The sequence below is a fragment of the Candidatus Nanopelagicales bacterium genome (assembly GCA_030700225.1).
Classification (GTDB): domain Bacteria; phylum Actinomycetota; class Actinomycetes; order S36-B12.
This window is the reverse complement of the sequence record JAUYJT010000037.1, coordinates 1-16,600: the sequence shown is the minus strand read 5'-3', so window position 1 is coordinate 16,600 and position 16,600 is coordinate 1. Positions and strand designations below refer to the sequence as shown.

Annotated in this window: 16 protein-coding genes; 6 read left to right on the top strand and 10 right to left on the bottom strand. The window is 65.7% G+C overall.

All coding sequences use genetic code 11. From position 1 onward, the window contains the following. From Q8P38_04965 to Q8P38_04950, 4 genes are all read right to left on the bottom strand, one after another. Positions 1-804, bottom strand: an 804-nt coding sequence (locus tag Q8P38_04965; protein MDP4013951.1) for a hypothetical protein, incomplete at its 3' end; no start/stop codon positions are given. Positions 805-1,022: 218 nt separating this feature from the next. Beyond that, positions 1,023-1,775 (bottom strand): DUF3710 domain-containing protein, encoded by a 753-nt coding sequence (locus Q8P38_04960; GenBank protein MDP4013950.1) that lies wholly within the window; start codon positions 1,773-1,775, stop codon positions 1,023-1,025. Beyond that, entirely contained in the window at positions 1,747-2,253 is a 507-nt protein-coding gene (gene dut / locus Q8P38_04955; protein MDP4013949.1) for a dUTP diphosphatase, read from the bottom strand. Before dut ends, Q8P38_04960 begins: the two co-directional genes overlap by 29 nt. Further along, positions 2,250-2,801: a PaaI family thioesterase gene (locus Q8P38_04950; protein MDP4013948.1), complete on the bottom strand. Its 552-nt coding sequence runs from the start codon at positions 2,799-2,801 to the stop codon at positions 2,250-2,252. The genes dut and Q8P38_04950 overlap by 4 nt, the downstream gene beginning before the upstream one ends. Positions 2,802-2,944: 143 nt before the next feature. Between Q8P38_04950 and Q8P38_04945 the strand changes: the two genes are divergently transcribed. Next, positions 2,945-3,205, top strand: coding sequence for a DUF4235 domain-containing protein (locus tag Q8P38_04945; GenBank protein MDP4013947.1), 261 nt, complete (start codon positions 2,945-2,947; stop codon positions 3,203-3,205). A 12-nt stretch (positions 3,206-3,217) separates the two neighbouring features. On the opposite strand, the gene Q8P38_04940 is transcribed toward Q8P38_04945, so the two are convergent. Beyond that, positions 3,218-3,511 (bottom strand): DUF4193 domain-containing protein, encoded by a 294-nt coding sequence (locus Q8P38_04940; GenBank protein ID MDP4013946.1) that lies wholly within the window; start codon positions 3,509-3,511, stop codon positions 3,218-3,220. A gap of 130 nt (positions 3,512-3,641) precedes the next feature. Between Q8P38_04940 and Q8P38_04935 the strand changes: the two genes are divergently transcribed. Then, positions 3,642-4,196 (top strand): gamma carbonic anhydrase family protein, encoded by a 555-nt coding sequence (locus Q8P38_04935; GenBank protein MDP4013945.1) that lies wholly within the window; start codon positions 3,642-3,644, stop codon positions 4,194-4,196. 7 nt (positions 4,197-4,203) lie between these two features. Here Q8P38_04935 and Q8P38_04930 read toward each other — a convergent pair whose 3' ends face one another. Both Q8P38_04930 and Q8P38_04925 read right to left on the bottom strand, forming a co-directional pair. Continuing rightward, positions 4,204-5,028, bottom strand: a complete 825-nt coding sequence (locus Q8P38_04930; protein ID MDP4013944.1) for an inositol monophosphatase family protein — start codon at positions 5,026-5,028, stop codon at positions 4,204-4,206. Between the two features lie 21 nt (positions 5,029-5,049). Next, the gene (locus Q8P38_04925; GenBank protein ID MDP4013943.1) at positions 5,050-6,054 is read right to left on the bottom strand and encodes a ferrochelatase; all 1,005 of its coding nucleotides are present in this window, start codon (positions 6,052-6,054) and stop codon (positions 5,050-5,052) included. A 73-nt stretch (positions 6,055-6,127) separates the two neighbouring features. Between Q8P38_04925 and Q8P38_04920 the strand changes: the two genes are divergently transcribed. Both Q8P38_04920 and sepH read left to right on the top strand, forming a co-directional pair. Beyond that, positions 6,128-7,339: a hypothetical protein gene (locus Q8P38_04920; protein ID MDP4013942.1), complete on the top strand. Its 1,212-nt coding sequence runs from the start codon at positions 6,128-6,130 to the stop codon at positions 7,337-7,339. A 96-nt stretch (positions 7,340-7,435) separates the two neighbouring features. Then, entirely contained in the window at positions 7,436-8,227 is a 792-nt protein-coding gene (gene sepH / locus Q8P38_04915) for a septation protein SepH (protein ID MDP4013941.1), read from the top strand. A 21-nt stretch (positions 8,228-8,248) separates the two neighbouring features. On the opposite strand, the gene Q8P38_04910 is transcribed toward sepH, so the two are convergent. Genes Q8P38_04910 through Q8P38_04900 form a run of 3 tightly spaced genes read right to left on the bottom strand, consistent with a single transcriptional unit; the run spans position 8,249 to position 12,672 of the window. Then, positions 8,249-9,355: an alkaline phosphatase family protein gene (locus tag Q8P38_04910; GenBank protein MDP4013940.1), complete on the bottom strand. Its 1,107-nt coding sequence runs from the start codon at positions 9,353-9,355 to the stop codon at positions 8,249-8,251. Next, complete coding sequence (locus tag Q8P38_04905; protein MDP4013939.1) at positions 9,352-9,936, bottom strand: DUF5998 family protein; 585 nt, start codon at positions 9,934-9,936, stop codon at positions 9,352-9,354. Before Q8P38_04905 ends, Q8P38_04910 begins: the two co-directional genes overlap by 4 nt. A 36-nt stretch (positions 9,937-9,972) precedes the next feature. Further along, positions 9,973-12,672, bottom strand: a complete 2,700-nt coding sequence (locus Q8P38_04900; protein MDP4013938.1) for a GNAT family N-acetyltransferase — start codon at positions 12,670-12,672, stop codon at positions 9,973-9,975. A 103-nt stretch (positions 12,673-12,775) separates the two neighbouring features. Here Q8P38_04900 and Q8P38_04895 point away from each other — a divergent pair, with 103 nt between their 5' ends. Continuing rightward, on the top strand, positions 12,776-15,208 hold the full coding sequence (locus Q8P38_04895; GenBank protein MDP4013937.1) for a DNA topoisomerase (ATP-hydrolyzing): 2,433 nt from the start codon (positions 12,776-12,778) through the stop codon (positions 15,206-15,208). Continuing rightward, positions 15,205-16,038 (top strand): sucrase ferredoxin, encoded by an 834-nt coding sequence (locus Q8P38_04890; protein ID MDP4013936.1) that lies wholly within the window; start codon positions 15,205-15,207, stop codon positions 16,036-16,038. Before Q8P38_04895 ends, Q8P38_04890 begins: the two co-directional genes overlap by 4 nt. Positions 16,039-16,600 lie beyond the last annotated feature (562 nt).

The following is a 16,600-nucleotide window of genomic DNA, read 5'->3' as shown; positions in this document are numbered from 1 at the left end:
GGCCCTGAACCTGGCCTCCTCCAGCAGAGGCGACGCGAGAATGAGTTTGATCCCCTTCGGGGTGCGTGGCTCCTCCGCGCAAGTCCACACCCGGCAACCAGCGAGCCACCGCTTCTGGACCCGCCCAGACACAGCGGCGGTCACCTCCAAGGCGGCCTCAGAGTCCAGATTCGCCACATCCGATAGGAGCAGCCGCGCCGACAATCCCGGTAACTGTCCCCGCGACACCAAACCCAACAAATCGGGGTGAGTGGTCAACTCCCTGGCGGCGTGGATACGATTCGCCGCGCTCGCCGGGGACAAATGCAACGCCGCGGCGATCTCTTCACGAGCCGGATCAGCAATCCCAGGCGAGACACCAACAGGCGGCACGATGACCGGTTCGGGTCCCGCCGCGGTCACCAGGCCATGGGCTTGTTGGGCTGACACCCACGAAGCCACAGCTTCCCAAGCGGCCAAGAGCACAACCTGGCACGCGCACGGTGAACCAGGAAGCCCAAGAGGTGTATCCCCGGGCATTTGTTCACCGCTGTGATCCGCTGGGCACGGCCCCCACCCCAGAGCGGTCAACGCCTCCGCCAGGGCCGGACCCGCTGGCAAGGTCAACAAATCGAGAACCCCGGGGCGGATCGGCGCGTCATACCAGCCCGCGTCCACCCAACCTGGCCGGTTCCCCAGCCACCACGAGCGCAGATCCCGCGCCGTAGCCACCTCCGCCAGGCTCGACGCGTCGGCCACAGGCGCGGCGAAAACCCTCGACCCGGCTGCCGGGTCAAGAGGCGAGGAACCAACACCATCGAACATGTGTCCGATACTAATCGACCCCCCCGACAACCCCACCCAACGACACGCTCACATGGCACACCGCGCCCCAGGATCTACCCGAGATGGATCTGCGCGCCAGGGGGGACCCCCCTTACGAGTCGATCCAGCCCAAGAACCCGATAAACCGGGCGCAGGCAGATCCCGCGCCGACTAGCTTCCCCACAATCCGCTGGTCCCCACTGGAATCCGAAGAGCCATCACTCCTCCTCCTCCTCCTCCTCCTCCTCCTCCTCCTCCTCCTCCTCCTCCTCGAACTCCTCGGCTTCGCCGAGTTCCTCGGCCACACCCTCTGGGAGTCTCAACGGCAGCGGACCTCCCGCGGGTGTGGCTTGCTCTCCCCTGACCACCACAACCTGCCTAAACAGCGCCTCCAGCCGTCCGGCCGTCCCAGGCTCAGTTCCAGCTCCGAGGAAGACGCCCTGAAGTATCCACCGCGGACCCTCAACCCCGACGAAGCGCACGGTCTGGACGAATGGCCTGTCCTTGTCATCCGTGGCGGGCACGTGCGCCAGCAGCTCTTGCCCGAACGAACCCCGCCGTTCCTCGATAGTTCCACCCTCCGACGTAACCTGCTGGCTCAGCTCCCCTCTGGCTTGGGTCCACAGCCCACCGGAACGAGGCGCGGCGAAGGTCTTGAGCTGAACGGCCCCGTCCTCGACAAGCAGAGTCACCGCCATCGGCTCCTGGCTGTCTGTGTCAATCTCGACACGAATCTCCATTTCATCGGCGAGCGGCACGAGCATGGAGCCAAGGTCTATGCGCTCGGGAGCGCCAGTGCCCGAGTGTGGATCGGTCACGTCGAACGGCCCCAGCGCGGCCGCGGACTCATCGGCCGCAGCCAACGGGGTCTTGGGGAGTTCCCCAGCGCTGGCGTCTTCCACGAAGGACTCACCCGTATCGCGCGTCCGATCATCTTGGGAATCACGTCGTCGCTTCCGGCGCAGCGCCACTTGTCCGCCCTCCATCATCGACTGAAAGGGACATACCACCGGTCGACCCGAAGCCGCCCATTCCTCTGGAGCTGCCGGGCAGCGAATCCACTTCGTGCAAGCGCACCCTCGGCGCGCGCTGTACCACCAGTTGAGCGATCCGGTCTCCGCGTTCGAACACTACTTCCCGGGACGGATCAAGATTGATCACACTCACCCGAATCTGACCACGGTATCCCGCGTCCACCGTCCCAGGAGCATTGACCAGCGAGACGCCGCACCTGGCCGCGAGGCCGCTACGAGGCACCACAAACGCGACGTATCCCATTGGTAGAGCCACGCAGATCCCTGTCGGCAGAAGCGCGCGTTCTCCGGGCTTCAGTACCGCGGCTTCGGCTGTGACCAGATCCATCCCAGCGTCCCCTGGGTGCTGGTACGACGGCAGCGGCAGCTCCGGGTCGGCACGATAGACAAGTACATCGACTTCGGCGCCGGTCATGGACCGATCTCCATCCAAGGGCGAGACCGGGCGCTCTGGGCCGCTTTGTCGACGTCCTGTTTGCGTCCGTGTTTCGCGAAGTGCTCGATGGGTACCTGTATGAACAGTCCTGAGGCTGTCGCCAGGACGGTTCCTTCTGCATTGCGTCCGATGCCGGAGCACGACACCTTTCTGCCGTCAATGCCATCAACTTGCGCATCGATGCTAAGCAGGTCTCCCACACGTACAGGTGCGCGGAAATCGACGGTCAAGGACGCCGTCACGGCTGGTCGCATGAGCAGCCAGCTCAGAGCCCCAAGGACCTCATCGAACGCCGCCGCAAGAACGCCGCCATGCATCAATCCTGGCGCTCCCTGATGCACCTCGCGGACCGCCATCTCGCCGCGTACCGTGAGGTCGGAGCCGGCAACGACGCGCATCCGGAGCCCTGACTCTTGCTCAGCGCTACAGCCATAGCACTGGGCGTAGTGGCTCGGCACTTCGACGCCAGGTTCTGGGGCGTGAATGTCTCTGACAAGTGGCTGAGATTCGTCCGCGGCGTCCGTCACGTGCCGACACTACAGGCGAGCGTCCCAGGCGGGAGCGGGAACGCCGCAGGACACGAACGTGGCCAACGGTGGCGATCTGGCGAACTAAGCGGCAGAGTAGGAGTGCGGCATCACGCTCGACCAACGACATCCGGAGGACAAACATGTCCGGCAAGGAAATCCTGCGATTCTCCGCCCCACTGATAGCGATGAGCGGAGTATGGGTGGTGCGGCGCGCTTTCGCCGCCGGCTATGAGGCAGCCACCGGCAACACTCCGCCGGATCCTGACGATCTGAACGTCCCGTTGGGTAAAGCTCTGTTGTTCGCGACGGCGACAGCGGTCACGGCTTCTGTCGTGAGCACACTTGTGTCACGTGGAATAGCCAAGGTCACGACCGAACCCGAGGCACTGCCGCAGGCGTAGCCCGCTCAGCTCTCAGGCGACGCAGTCCGCGCAGACCATGGCGCCCGGATCGGCCAGCTGGCTGATGTGATGCACCAAGAAGCACTCGGTGCACGTGAACTCGTCAAACTGCTTCGGAAGCACGCGAACTTCCAGGCTCTTGTCCGATAGGTCGGCGCCGGGAAGTTCGAGGTTCTCCGCTGCCTCTGTCTCATCTACATCGACCGAGGAAGCGGCCCGATCGACGCGGCGAGCCTTGAGCTCCTCGATGCTCGCATCGGTAGAGCTCTCGTCGGTCTTCCTTGGGGCGTCGTAGTCGGTGGCCATCGCCGCTGGTCTCTCCTGCCAGTACTTGGTCAAGCCAGTACTTAGTCAAGCGCCGGTGCCCACTGCACCGGCGCCCGGCATTCTGCCTCATGCCGAACTTAAACGCACATCCGACCCGCCGGGACGTAACATGCTTGAGACTCTAAGCGTCGAAGGGACCCCGGAAATGCCCGTGTACGCCATCGGCGAACGCGAACCGTCGATCCACCCCAGCGCATTCGTACACCCCGACGCGGTCCTGATCGGAAGCGTGACGATCGGGCCGGAATCCACGGTGTGGCCGACTGCCGTATTGCGGGGAGACCACAACGCGATCCAAGTCGGAGCGCGGACTTCCGTTCAGGACGGCACCATCGTGCATTGCACGCCCGACCACGAGACCTTGATCGGAGATCGGTGTGTCATCGGCCACAGGGTCCATCTGGAGGGGTGCACCATCGAGGATGACTGTCTCATCGGGTCTGGAGCGATCGTGCTGCACCGGGCGATCGTGCGCCAAGGCGCTCTGGTCGGAGCTCAGGCCCTGATCCCCTACGACACCGAAGTGCCTCCCCTGGCGAAGGCGCTGGGAGTGCCCGCGAAGATTCACACGAATGCGGTTCTGCCCGGGGCGCATGATCGAGCGGTTGCCAGCTACACCAGAAACGCCCACTGGTACAACGCGGAGTTGCGCCGAATCGACTGACGCTTGGTCATCCAGAGTCCGCATCAAGCCCAGCGAGCCGGTCGCTCAGCTTAGTGAACAGCGGCGCCGGGGCAGCCACGACCATCTCAGAGCCACCAGGACGGCCGTGCAAACCCCCGACAACCCCACCGGCCTCCCGAACGATCAACCCGCCCGCCGCCCAGTCCCACAGCTTCAGGCCACGCTCGTAGTAGCAGTCGACCCGCCCGCCTGCCGTCCAGCACAGATCCAAGGCCGCGGCTCCGCACCGGCGAATGTCCCGCACTTCCGGCAGCAGCTCAGCGACGACCCGCGCCTGCGCCGCACGTCGTTCACAGCGGTACCCGAAACCAGTCGCCAGCAGTGCCTCGCGCGTGTCCGTGGCGGTCGAGACCGCCAGCCGCTCGACCTTACCGACGCTCCTGCGGTGGCTTCCTTGTCCGGCGACCGCCAGATAGTCCTCACCCAAGGCCGGGGCATTGACCGCGCCAGCGACGACGTGTCCGTCAATCTCCACGGCGATCGAGACAACCCAAGCCGGGAGTCCATAGAAGTAGTTCACGGTTCCGTCTAGCGGGTCCACTATCCATCGCGCCCGTCTGTCATCACCCGGCGACTCGCCTTCCTCCTCGCCGAGGACGCGGTCCCCGGGGCGGGCTTGAGCGATGCGCCGCCGGATCAGCGCCTCAGCCTCCCTGTCCATCTGGGTAACCAGATCGCTCGGCGACGACTTGGTCCCTACTGCGTGCACGTCGCGCCATCCTTCGAGAAGCAAAGCCCCAGCCTGTCTGGCTATCCCCGCAGCCAGACAACCAAGCTCCCGCAGGTCGCCGTGTGTGTGGGTGTTGTCCATGGAGTCAGTCTGACGCGGGGCTCAGGTGCGCTTAGCATCACCTGTGGCTGGCCGAGCACCACGCGGATTCGGACAGCACTCCGGGTCGCACAAGTGTCCTCGCGGGTAGCGCCTGACCAGGTCCCAGACCATGCCGACGAACCGGTCATCGGACTGAGGAAGCGCGAGCCTGTGAAAATCGACGCCGTGCTCCCTAGCGGTCTGGGCCGCCGCGACGTCGAGGTCCCACATGATCTCCAGGTTCTCCGCGCAGAACCCAATGGGCGCCACCACGCAAGAATCGTGACCGTCGTCGGCGGCCTGCGCGACTACTTCGTTGATGTCCGGCTCCAACCACGGCTGGTCCGGCGGCCCGGACCGCGACTGGAACGCGAGCCTGAATGGAAGCGGGCTAGCCAGGCGCGGCGAACAGGCCGCCACGACGGCGCGGGCCAGGTGCCGGTGTTGCGGCAGGTATCCCCCGCCGGGCCCGAGTCCCTTCGCCATAGCGGTGGGTAGTGAATGGGTGACGAACACCAGCACTGGGTTGCCCGTCGGCCAGGACTCGACGATCCGGTCCGCCCAGATGTCCCGCAGCACCGTGTGATCGAAGAATCTCGGCAGCACCTTCAAGTAGATACCGTGCCCAGCGCTAGCGTCGTAGAGGTTCTCCCTGTACTGCCGACACCCCGAGTATGACGAGAACGCGCTCGTTATGAACACGGACGCGCAGCGGACCCCATCTTCTCGCATCCGCGCCATGACGTCGCCCATAAACGGCTCGCAATTGCGGTTGCCCAGATACACGCTTTCGCCAAGCCCGCGCGCGACTGCCTGTGCCCTCAGGCGCTCGATCAGGCCCCGGTTGGCTTGGTTGAGTGGGGACACTCCTCCCAGCTCCCGATAGTGCTCTGCCACTTGGGCCACTCGGTGCGCGGGCGCCCCACTGCCACCAGTGACCCTGAGAAGGAACGGCTCCACATCGTCCACCGACTCCGGCCCGCCGAACGACACGACCAGCAAAGCTTCGGGGTTCGCCGCGTCCATTCCCTGATCATCGCTGGCGGTCCGCACGGGCTGATGACCGCCCATGGTCGTCGGGCCTCGGTAGCATCCAGATGTGCTCGGACCGTACGGCAGTCTCCTGCGGCGCAAGGGCGCTACAGCGTTCGTGGCCGCCGGGTTCGTCGGAGAACTTCCCGTGGCGATGGTCTCACTCGGGATCGTGTTCCTAGTTAGCGCCAAGACGGATTCTTACGCGCTAGCCGGTGCCATGTCCGCGACCTTCTCTTTGAGCATGGCCCTTGTCAGCCCACTGGGAGCCCGATTCGTCGACAGGCTTGGGCAAGCCCGTGTACTCCCAGTGATGGCAGCCGGCGAGGTCCTGTTTCTGCTGGGGTTCGTGTTCGTGGCGACACACCGCGGACCCGTGGCGCTGCAGTTCCTGCTCCTAATCGTCTCCGGCGGCATGACTCAGAACATGGGAGCCTGTGTGCGCGCCCGGTGGTCCGCCATGCTGACCGGCACAGACGAGATCCGTCCCGCGTTCTCCCTCGAAGCCGTCATCGACGAACTCGTGTTCATGCTGGGGCCTCTGGCCGTCACCTGGCTGTGCGTCTATATCGCAGATCAGACGGGATTGATCGCGGCTGCGGCGTTGGTGGTTCTTGGCTCAGGATGGCTTGCCAGCCAACGCTCGACGCAACCTCCCCCCCGGCCCAAGCGGCAGCAGCACGGAAATGCGAAGCTCTTGGTCCGGACGATGATCATCGTGACCGTTCTCATGGCCCTGCTGGGCGCGATATTCGGATCCTTCGAAGTGACTACCGTCGCGTTCTCAGAATCCGAAGGGGCGGAGGCTCTGACTGGCTGGATGCTCGCACTCTACGCGGGCGGCAGCCTGATCGCCGGCCTAGTCGTCGGCGCTGTCCGCGTCACAGCCAACCCGGCCCGGCTGCTTCTCGTCTATGCCTTGGCCCTCGCCATCGTCACAGCCTTCTACCCGTTCGTAACGTCTCTGGCGATGCTCGCCCCAGTGGCGTTCCTGGCGGGCATGGCAGTGTCCCCCGTGCTGATCACAGCGACCACACTGGTGGAGAACGCTGTTCCCGCCGCCCGGCTAACCGAGGCGCTCACCCTCACGGTCTCCGCCATGGCCGTCGGCCTGGCGATCGGCTCCACTACCTCCGGCGCGATCATCGACGCCTTCGTACCAGCGCGCGGCTATATCGTGATGTCGGTCGGCGCCGTGCTCGTGTTCGCCGTTACCGCCGCCACGTTCCGCGGCCTGGCGCGGGATGTCGTCGTGATGGACGAGGCGGCGATCGATTAGCGCTGGCTCAACGTCCTCGGCGAGGCTAGTGACGGCGGGAGCGCCTCGGTTGTACATACTTGGATCCCTGGACGCCAAGTGTGCCAAGGAGTCTTGATGCCTGATCTGACCTTCGTGGGACTGTCCGACGACGGCGCCTCGTTGATTCTGTCCACACCAGACGGAACCCGGTACTCGCTGCCCATCGACGAGCGAGTCCGGGCAGCCACCAGGGGTGGCAGAGTCATCCGGGTCGAAGGCGACACGACTCCCGTGACCGCTCGCGATGTCCAAGCCAGAGTGCGTTCGGGCGCAACGCCGGAGGAAGTGGCTGAATACTCCGGCTGGCCCGTCGAACGCGTCCAAGCGTTCGCCGCTCCCGTGCTGCAGGAACGCAGCTGGGTGACCGAGCAAGCCATCGCCTGCCCAGCGGGACGCGGCGAGGAGGACCCAACCCTCGGTTCACTCGTCACCCGCAGGCTGGCCGAGCGCGGCATCGACGAGGATTCGACCCGCTGGGATGCCTGGCGCCGCGAGGATGGGCTTTGGACTGTGCTCTTGGCCTACCCGGCCGGAAAGGGAGACCGCGTAGCGACGTGGTCGTTCGACCTCGGCGCCAAGATCCTGACCTCCGACGATGATGAAGCTCGCTGGTTCACCGAGGACCGCCTCTTCGCGGACATCCGGCCAAAGCTTGTCCACCCGGCGACTGATGATGATGCGCCGACGGGCCAGCGGCCCCCACAATCCAGCAATCACCCAGCGGGCCGCGCCGCCAAGCGGCCGCTAACTGCTCCCGCGGCCCCGCAACCTCAGCCCAAGCCCACCCAGCCCCCACCAAAGCCACCCGCTCCCAAACCGCCGAGGTGGGATGAGGTGCTCTTCGGGACCCCGACCGAGCATTCCTGAGTCCCGCACGCGAGTCCTGCTTCAGTCGATCATCGCCAACGGAACGACCATCTCCGCTTCGGTCAGCCCGCCATGCTGACCCAGAAGCGAAGACACAACCGAATCACGAGATGGCATTCCCAACCGAATCCCCGGGCCAGCGATCGCGAGCACGGATCCGATACGTTCGATGTTCCCGGGATCAACATCTCCGAACCAGCCCTCGGCAACGGCCTCCTCCCCGAGCAGCACCTGGGCCTTGTCCGCCAAGAGATCCTGCCAGCGTCGCGCCACCGCCGCCGCTGCCCCACGACGGGCATAGACGTGGCGCATCCGCGGCTCACCGGCGACCAAACGTACATGCTCACCGAACCCCGGATCCGCATCCAGGTCGATGACTTCCGGGCAGTCGATCATGCCGTGGTCGGCGGTGACGATCAGTCTTGCGCCCGCGGGAAGCGAAGCAGCGATCTGACGTACGAGAAGGTCAACGTGGGAGAGCTCGAAGCGGTAGTGAGGGGACGCCACGCCATGGACGTGAGCCGTCCGGTCCAGCGACCCCCAGTAGCCAATAACCAGGCCGCGCCCCGGAACGTCAAGGGACTCGATAACCGTGGCCACGCGTTCTCCTGGGCCGTCCGCTCCCTTGTATTGCCCTCCTCGAAGAGCTGCGACGGTCAGGCCGCTGTGCCTGTAGGAGCGATCACTCACCACCGCGATAGACACTCCAGCGGCCTCCGCGCGCTCCAGAACCGTGGGCTCAGGCTGCACCGCGATCGGCGACGGCCCACTGCCCCAACCCAGAGGATTGAGCAACCTTCCTGTCTCTGGGTAGACGAAGGAAGCTCCCACCAGACCGTGGCGCCCTGGCGTCAGACCCGTTCCGATGCTGCCCAGAGCGGCACAGGTCGTGCTGGGAAACACAGAGGTCAGGCTCGCTGCCGTCCGCTCCGCCAGGAACGGAGCACTCTCGGCGCACTCCCGCAGTTGCGCCAATCCGAGGCCGTCGATGATCACAACCGCCACACGATCCCTGGCGCCAAGACCTAGCACATCGCGGCAGCCGGGCACCGCCAGTCCGTCGCCGACGGAGCTCAGCAGCTCGCAGAGACTGCGTGAGCCGTACGCGGGAAGCACAGGTTCAGTCACGCTGGCTGGATGCCTGCCGCCGCACTCAGGGACTTGGCGAAATCAAGAGCGCGCTCGACAACATCTCCGCCGTCGGCCGCCGCCGAGAACCGCAGGGAAAGGTCGTCGTTTGTGCTGGACCCCGTGTAACCGTGATCCGCGTCGCATTCGGGGTCGCCGCAACTCGCGGGCTCCAGCTCGATCCGGTTCACCGCGCCCCATCCGATGCTCAGGACCGCCTCCGAGGCGGCTGAGTGCGGACGATACTGCTCGGGTTCCTTGACCACACGGGTAACCACGACAGTTCCGATCGACGACAACCGCACGGCCTCAACTACCGAGGTGGCGTAGGGCGTGTCGCATGTCTCGTCGGCGGGATGGTCATCCGTGTGTTGAAGGATCAGGCGAGTGGGAGTCAGCGCCACGACCGTCGCGTGACGCCGCAACTCATCGCGGTCGAATGTGGCCTCGTGATGGACGATGAAGTCCAGAACCCGCTCGCCGCCCAGAGCCGTGGTCAGCGAGTCGTCCACCAGGGCTGGGTAGTAGCCCGAACGCTCGATGTCCCGGCGCAGGCGACTGCGCACACCATGATCTCCCATGCCGCCAAGTATCCCACCCAACAGCCCCAGTCCGCGTCAGACGTCCGAGAGTCGGCGGGTCTCCCCGTCGCTGCGGGACTCGGGAACCCGCAGCCAGGCAACCGCACCGGCGACAACCGGACCCCCGGGCGACACGATGATGGGATCGAGATCCAGCTGTGCCAGTTGCGGCAGCTCGTCCGCCATTCGCCCGACGCGCACGACTAGGTCCTCCAACCCAGGCACGTCCACAGCACTGGTTCCACCCCGACCGAACAGGAGACTCGCCGCCGCTGGCTGGCGCACGAGTCGGGCCGCGTCGGCGTCAGTGATGGGTGGAACGACATGCCCGCGATCGGCGAGTAGATCGGCTAGTGCTCCCCCGAATCCGAACGACACCGTCGGGCCGAACAGGGGGTCTTCCTGCGTCCGAATCGCGCAATGGAATCCCGGCGGCGCCATCCGCTGCACAACAAGTTGTGACATGGCGGTGTGATCCAGGGACGCGGACAGTGAAAGGTACGCGGCACGCAAGGCGTGTTCATTCTCCAGGCTCGTCCTGACGCCACGGTTGTCTCCACTGCGGGCGAATCTCGGGTCCGTTGTCTTCAGCAACGCCGGCCATCCAAGCTCATCAGCTTCGGCGACGGCGGAGTCCTCATTCCCGATCGGTCGCCAGGGCCAAATCCCTATCCCGTAGCAGGCCAGGAGGTGCCGCATCTGGGAATCCGACACCCTCACTGTGTCGGACGAATGAATGCCGCCCGTCAGTATCCCCTCCAGCAGCTCACGTGCCCTCTCGGTGTCGATGTCGGAGTGCTCGGGTACCTCTCCGCGGGGCCTGCGTCTCCACTCGGAGTACCCAACCACGAGTGACAAGGCCTGCACGGCTTCCTCAACTGTCCCGAAACACGGAACCGACCCGTGCCCGGCTGAACCATCGGGTGCCGGTGCCACGAGCAGCGCGTTGGTCCCCTCCTCGGCGTGCAAGACCGCGAGCACGGGCACCGCGGAAGCATTGGAGGCTGCTACCAGTGCGTCCCGCACACCCGACTCGGGAGAGAACACAGGCGGCACGTGAACAACTAGAACCGCATCCGTGCTCTCGCCCTTGACCAGCTCCCGCAACTCGTCGGCCATGAGTTCGGCGACATCCTCGCCCCTTAGAACGGTTTGCGCCACGACGGACAAGCCGGCTGTGACGCAGGTATCGGAAGCCAGGAGTACCAGACTGTGCGTGTCGCCAACTACAGCGACTCTGCGCCCGGGCGCGAGCGGCTGGCAGGCGAGTATCCCCCCGATATCGATCATCTGCCCCAGAGAGTTGGCTTCCACGACGCCGGCATCTGCCAGCAGATGGTCTACAGCCTTGGCGGGTAACTCCGTGCGCCGCGGCCGGGCGCCCAAGGGGAACGCCTGGCTCGTGCGTCCGGCTCGCACGATCACAACCGGCTTCTGGCGGGACACGTTCCGAACGACTCGGATGAACTTCGCCGGACTGGCCATGCTCTCCACGTACATCAGGACGACCGATGACACGCCGTCGGACATCCAGAAGTGAAGCAACTCATCGCCGGAGACGTCGCCCCGATTGCCCACCGAGACGAACGATGAAAGGCCGAGTCGCCGCAGCGCCATACGATCCAGAGCGGCGACAGCCAAAGCCGCGGACTGGCACGCCAGCGCGACCCGGCCGCGCGGAGGCGCCATGTGAACAAGCGCGGCCCTTAGCTTCACACGCGGATCAGTGTTGATCAGCCCCAGGGAGTTCGGCCCTACCATCCGCATTCCGTGCTCGCGCACACGTGCCGAGAGCTCCCGTTCCTTCTCCGCTCCGGCCGGACCCGAGTCGGAGAACCCCGCGCTTACTATCACCAGAGCGTGGACTCCCGCTTGAGCGCACTCGTCGACGACATCTGACACGCGGTCCTCCGGAACGACGACGATCGCCAGATCAATCCGACCGGGGGTCTTCAGAACCGAGGGATACGCTCTTAGCCCCGCCACTTCCTTCGCGCTCGGGTGGATCGGGTAGAGCGGGCCTTCGAACCCGGCGGCGATCAGGTTTCTCAGCATGACTCCCCCGAGCGATTCCGCTCGGCCGGATGCCCCCACGACCGCTATGGACGCGGGACTGAGTAGACGCTCAACTGACCGCGACTCCGCACGGTGCTCGCGGGCTTGCATGACGCTGCGCAGCTCTTGCGTGGGCTCGATGTCGAATGCCAGCTTGACGACGCCATCTTCCAGCTCCTGCGCGACCCGGTATCCGGCGCGCGAGAATGTGCCGACCATCCGCCGGTTCTGCGGAAGCACATCTGCCACGAACCTGCGCAGTCCGCGCTCTCGGGCGGTCGCGGCGAGGTGCTCCAGCAGCACGGACCCCAGACCGTGCCCCTGATAGTCGTCCCTGACCGTGAAGGCGACCTCCGCATCGACTTCGCCGACCTGGTCATAGCGGCCGACACCAACGATTTCTCCGCCGACGGTGGCCACCAGGGCCATGCGCGCGTCGTAGTCAACACATGTCAGCCGCACGACATCCTTGTCGGACAGATCCGGGTAGGGGGAGAAGAACCTCGTGTAGATCGTCTCCGGGGACAAGTGCGAGTGGAACCTACGCAACGCGTCCGCGTCGGATGGCCGGATCGGCCGCAGATGGCATGTGCTGCCGTCCCGTAGGACAACATCAGCTTCCCACTGTTCTGGATACCCGGGGGGTTCCGATGGCTCCTGGCCTTCTTCAGAACTGCTCACGTGCCCACGCTAGCGATCCTGGGTCCTTGACGATCCCCGGCGGCCGAGTCGGTGACGATGTGAGCCCCCAGAGCCGCATACCCTGGCAGCGGCAGGAGGACAAATGACACGTTCGCGGACCCCGTCGCAAGCTCCACGCGTAGTCGACGTCGACGTCACCGAAGAGATGCAGGGTTCATTCCTTGAGTACGCGTACTCGGTCATCTACTCCCGCGCTCTGCCAGACGCGCGCGATGGTCTCAAGCCCGTTCAGAGGCGGATCTTGTACCAGATGGCGGAGATGGGATTGCGCCCTGACCGCGGTCACGTGAAATCTGCCCGCGTGGTTGGCGAGGTAATGGGCAAGCTCCACCCGCACGGCGATGGCGCTATCTATGACGCGCTCGTCCGAATGGCCCAGGCATTCACGCTGCGGCTACCGATGGTCGACGGCCACGGCAACTTCGGGTCGCTGGACGACGGCCCCGCCGCGATGCGCTACACCGAATGCCGGATGGCGGCACCCGCGCTGGAGATGACACGGTCTTTGGATGAAAACGTCGTTGACTTCGTGTCCAACTACGACGGCCGCGAGACGGAGCCGACCGTGCTGCCAGCCGCCATCCCCAACCTGCTGGTGAACGGGGCATCTGGAATCGCGGTCGGCATGGCGACGAACATGCCGCCGCACAACCTTGGCGAAACCGTGGCTGCCGCACGCCATCTGCTATCGCACCCGGACGCCAAGCTGACCGATCTCATGCGAATGATCCCCGGCCCCGATTTGCCGACCGGTGGCATCGTCGTTGGGCTCGATGGCATCCGCCAGGCCTACGCGACCGGAAAGGGCAGCTTCCGGATGCGAGCGACGACGCGGGTCGAGCAGGTATCAGCTCGCGGCAAGGGAATCGTGGTTACGTCGCTGCCCTACTCGGTTGGCCCCGAGCGAGTGATCGAACGCATCAAAGACCTAGTGATCCAGAAGAAGCTGACCGGGATCTCCGGGCTCGCCGACCTCACCGACGCCGAGCACGGCCTGCGCTTGGTAGTACAGACCAAGGCCGGGTTCAATCCCGAGGCGGTGCTGGCGCAGCTATTCCGACTCACGCCGCTAGAGGAACAGTTCTCCATCAACAACGTCGCCCTCGTCGACGGACGACCCCGCCAGGTTGGGCTCATCGAGCTTCTCCAAGTGTTTCTGGACCATCGCATCGACGTGGTCAGGCGCCGCTCTTCGCACCGACGAGCACGGGCCCGCGAGCGTCTTCATCTGGTCGAGGGGCTGCTGGTAGCGATCCTGGACATTGACGAGGTCATCGCGATCATCCGTGGCAGTGACGACACCGCGCAGGCCCGGCACCGGCTCATGGCGGCTTTCGAGCTGTCCGATGAGCAGACCACGTACATCCTCGACATGCCGCTGCGAAGACTGACGAAGTTCTCCAGGCTGGAACTGGAGACCGAAGCCAGCGACCTGCGCGGGCGGATAGAGGAACTCGACGCGGTCCTGGGCGATGAGAAGCGACTGCGGGCGCTCGTCGCCGCGGAACTGACCGCCGTCGCCGACAAGCACGCGAACCCCCGACGCACCGTGCTTCTGGAATCTGAAGGCGGCGTCGCGGAGCCAGAGGCGCCGCTGGAGGTTGCCGATGCTCCCTGCTGGGTGCTGTTGAGCAACACAGGCACGCTGGCCCGCACATCTGGCGCCGAGCCGCCAGGCAGAGACGGGCCCCGTGCCAGCCATGACTGCATCGTCAGCGCCGCCCGCGCGTCTACACGAGGGCACGTGGGACTAGTCACGTCAGACGGCTTCGTCCACCGGCTCCCGGTCATTGAACTGCCTGGGCTTCCCGCCACGGACGGCGCACCGACTCTGGCAGGAGGTGTCCCACTGGGCGCGTTGCTGGATCTGTCGGGGTCCTCGCGCCCGGTCGGGCTAGTCAGTTTGTCCGATGAATCGCTCGGACTCGCGCTAGCCACTCGCTCCGGCCTGATCAAGCGCGTCGCCCCCAACGGCCCCGCGAGCAAAGACCTGTGGGATGTCATCCGGCTGTCCGACGGCGATGACGTCGTGGGGGTCGCTGACGTGGGCTCGGACTCCGATGAGCTCGTGTTCGTGAGCACCAGCGGGCAACTGCTGCGGTTCCCTGCCCAATCCGTGCGGACGCAAGGTCGATCCGCCGCCGGGATGGCCGGAATCAAGCTGGGGCCAGGCGATCAGGTGGTGTTCTTCGGCGTCATTCCGGCGGGACAGGACCCCGTCGTCGCGTCTGTCTCGGGGACGAGCACGGTTCTGGCGGGGACCTCGCCAGGGCGCGCGAAGGTCACGCCCATGGACGCCTACCCGTCGAAGGGCCGCGGTACGGGTGGAGTGCGCTGCCACAAGTTCCGCTCCGACGAGGACACCTTGCTCAAGGCATGGGTTGGCCTGGGCCCGGTGCGAGCGGCAACAGCTTCCGGCGCCCCGATCGAGATGCCCGACATCGATCCGCGCAGGGACGGATCGGGGACGCTGCTGGATGAGGCGGTCGCGGACATCGGAGGATCCGTTTCGTGACCTCCTGCCGCGCGGCGAGCGCAGCCGTCGGCGAACCCCTGCTCGGTTCGGCCCTCACCGAATCAAAGCTGCTGATCGTGGAGCAACCCGGACCATGGGGTCGGGATGCGACCTTCGAGAACCGCATGGCGCGAGCACCAGCGGATTCGCTCAGGGCATTCGCCAGCGATCCGACTGCTCGCCTGCTCATGGCCCGACGAGGACGTGATTTCGCGACCGAGGGGATGCGCCATTGGTGGCGAGTCGATGCGACACCCACAGCGGTTTCAGCGACATCCGGCATGCTTCCGGCCAGCGATCCACTGACGCCCGATGCCCTGGCCGGAAACTCCCCCGCTGCCCAGATTCTGTTCATCTGCACGAACTCCAAGCGGGACAGATGTTGCGCTGAAGTCGGCAGGAAGCTCTTCCGCGCGCTGTGCGACGCCCGGGTCTGGCAGATCTCCCACATCAAGGGCCACAGATTCGCCCCCACAGCGCTTCGGCTCAGCGACGGGATCATGTTGGGCCGACTCACCACGGACGCGGCCCGCGATGCGCTTGAGGGACGCCATCTCGCTGCGAGCATCGTCCGCGGCCGGATCGGGCGCTCCGCCGGGGAGCAAGTGGCCGAATGGGATGTCATGACCAGCGCTGGAGTCCCCCTGGCCGACCTGAGCACGCGTGCTACGCCAGAAGGCGTAGTAGTTTCGACTTCGGCGCGGCGATGGCTAGTCGAGCTGCGCGAGCATCGATCCGCACCGCGCCCGCCGTCCTGCGGCAGTGCCGCGGAGCCAGCCACGTTCTTCACGAGTGAGCGCATCACCGAGCTGGGGCCGGTCCCGTCCTAGTACTCGCGTAGGCCCGGCCTAACCCATCAGCTTGGCTCCCCTATACAGAGGCGGTCGTTGTGGGGAATGGCCGAAACTCTTGAGCAAGACACCTCCCCCTTCCCGCCGCGCAACGGCGGGTGGGGGGACACCCATTAGAGGCCCTTCGGATTTGGGTGGGGGTCCCCCCACCCGCGAAGCGGGAAGGGGGAGGGGCGCGGCCTCGGGCCCCCACCCCGGCTACTCCCGTAGTGGCGGTGGGGGTTTGTCGGTGATGGTGATGCCTGCTGGAGTTCGCCATGTCCACCCGGCCGCTGCCTCGTTGCCGTCTTGCCCGGTCTTGGGGTCTGGGCCAGGGTCGGGGTCCAGGCCCGGGTCTAGGTCCCATCCGTGGTGGGTCTTTTGGTTGTGATGCCTCCGACACAACGGCCCAAGGTTCTGCGCTGTGGTGGCCCCCTTGGGCCATGGGAGCGCGTGATCGAGATCGCAAGACTGGGACTGGCGGCGACACCCCGGGTGGCGGCAGTACGGTTCGCGGGCCCGAACCAACCGAGCCAACGCCGCACCCGGGGTATACTCCCCC

What these genes read in the sequence shown, in the direction of transcription:
- sepH (MDP4013941.1), top strand. Translation starts at nt 7,436, where the DNA reads ATGCCTGATCTGACCTTCGTGGGACTGTCCGACGACGGCGCCTCGTTG.
- dut (MDP4013949.1), bottom strand. Translation starts at nt 2,253, where the DNA reads ATGACCGGCGCCGAAGTCGATGTACTTGTCTATCGTGCCGACCCGGAG.
- Q8P38_04940 (MDP4013946.1), bottom strand. Translation starts at nt 3,511, where the DNA reads ATGGCCACCGACTACGACGCCCCAAGGAAGACCGACGAGAGCTCTACC.
- Q8P38_04935 (MDP4013945.1), top strand. Translation starts at nt 3,642, where the DNA reads ATGCTTGAGACTCTAAGCGTCGAAGGGACCCCGGAAATGCCCGTGTAC.
- Q8P38_04905 (MDP4013939.1), bottom strand. Translation starts at nt 9,936, where the DNA reads ATGGGAGATCATGGTGTGCGCAGTCGCCTGCGCCGGGACATCGAGCGT.
- Q8P38_04895 (MDP4013937.1), top strand. Translation starts at nt 12,776, where the DNA reads ATGACACGTTCGCGGACCCCGTCGCAAGCTCCACGCGTAGTCGACGTC.
- Q8P38_04925 (MDP4013943.1), bottom strand. Translation starts at nt 6,054, where the DNA reads ATGGACGCGGCGAACCCCGAAGCTTTGCTGGTCGTGTCGTTCGGCGGG.
- Q8P38_04930 (MDP4013944.1), bottom strand. Translation starts at nt 5,028, where the DNA reads ATGGACAACACCCACACACACGGCGACCTGCGGGAGCTTGGTTGTCTG.
- Q8P38_04945 (MDP4013947.1), top strand. Translation starts at nt 2,945, where the DNA reads ATGTCCGGCAAGGAAATCCTGCGATTCTCCGCCCCACTGATAGCGATG.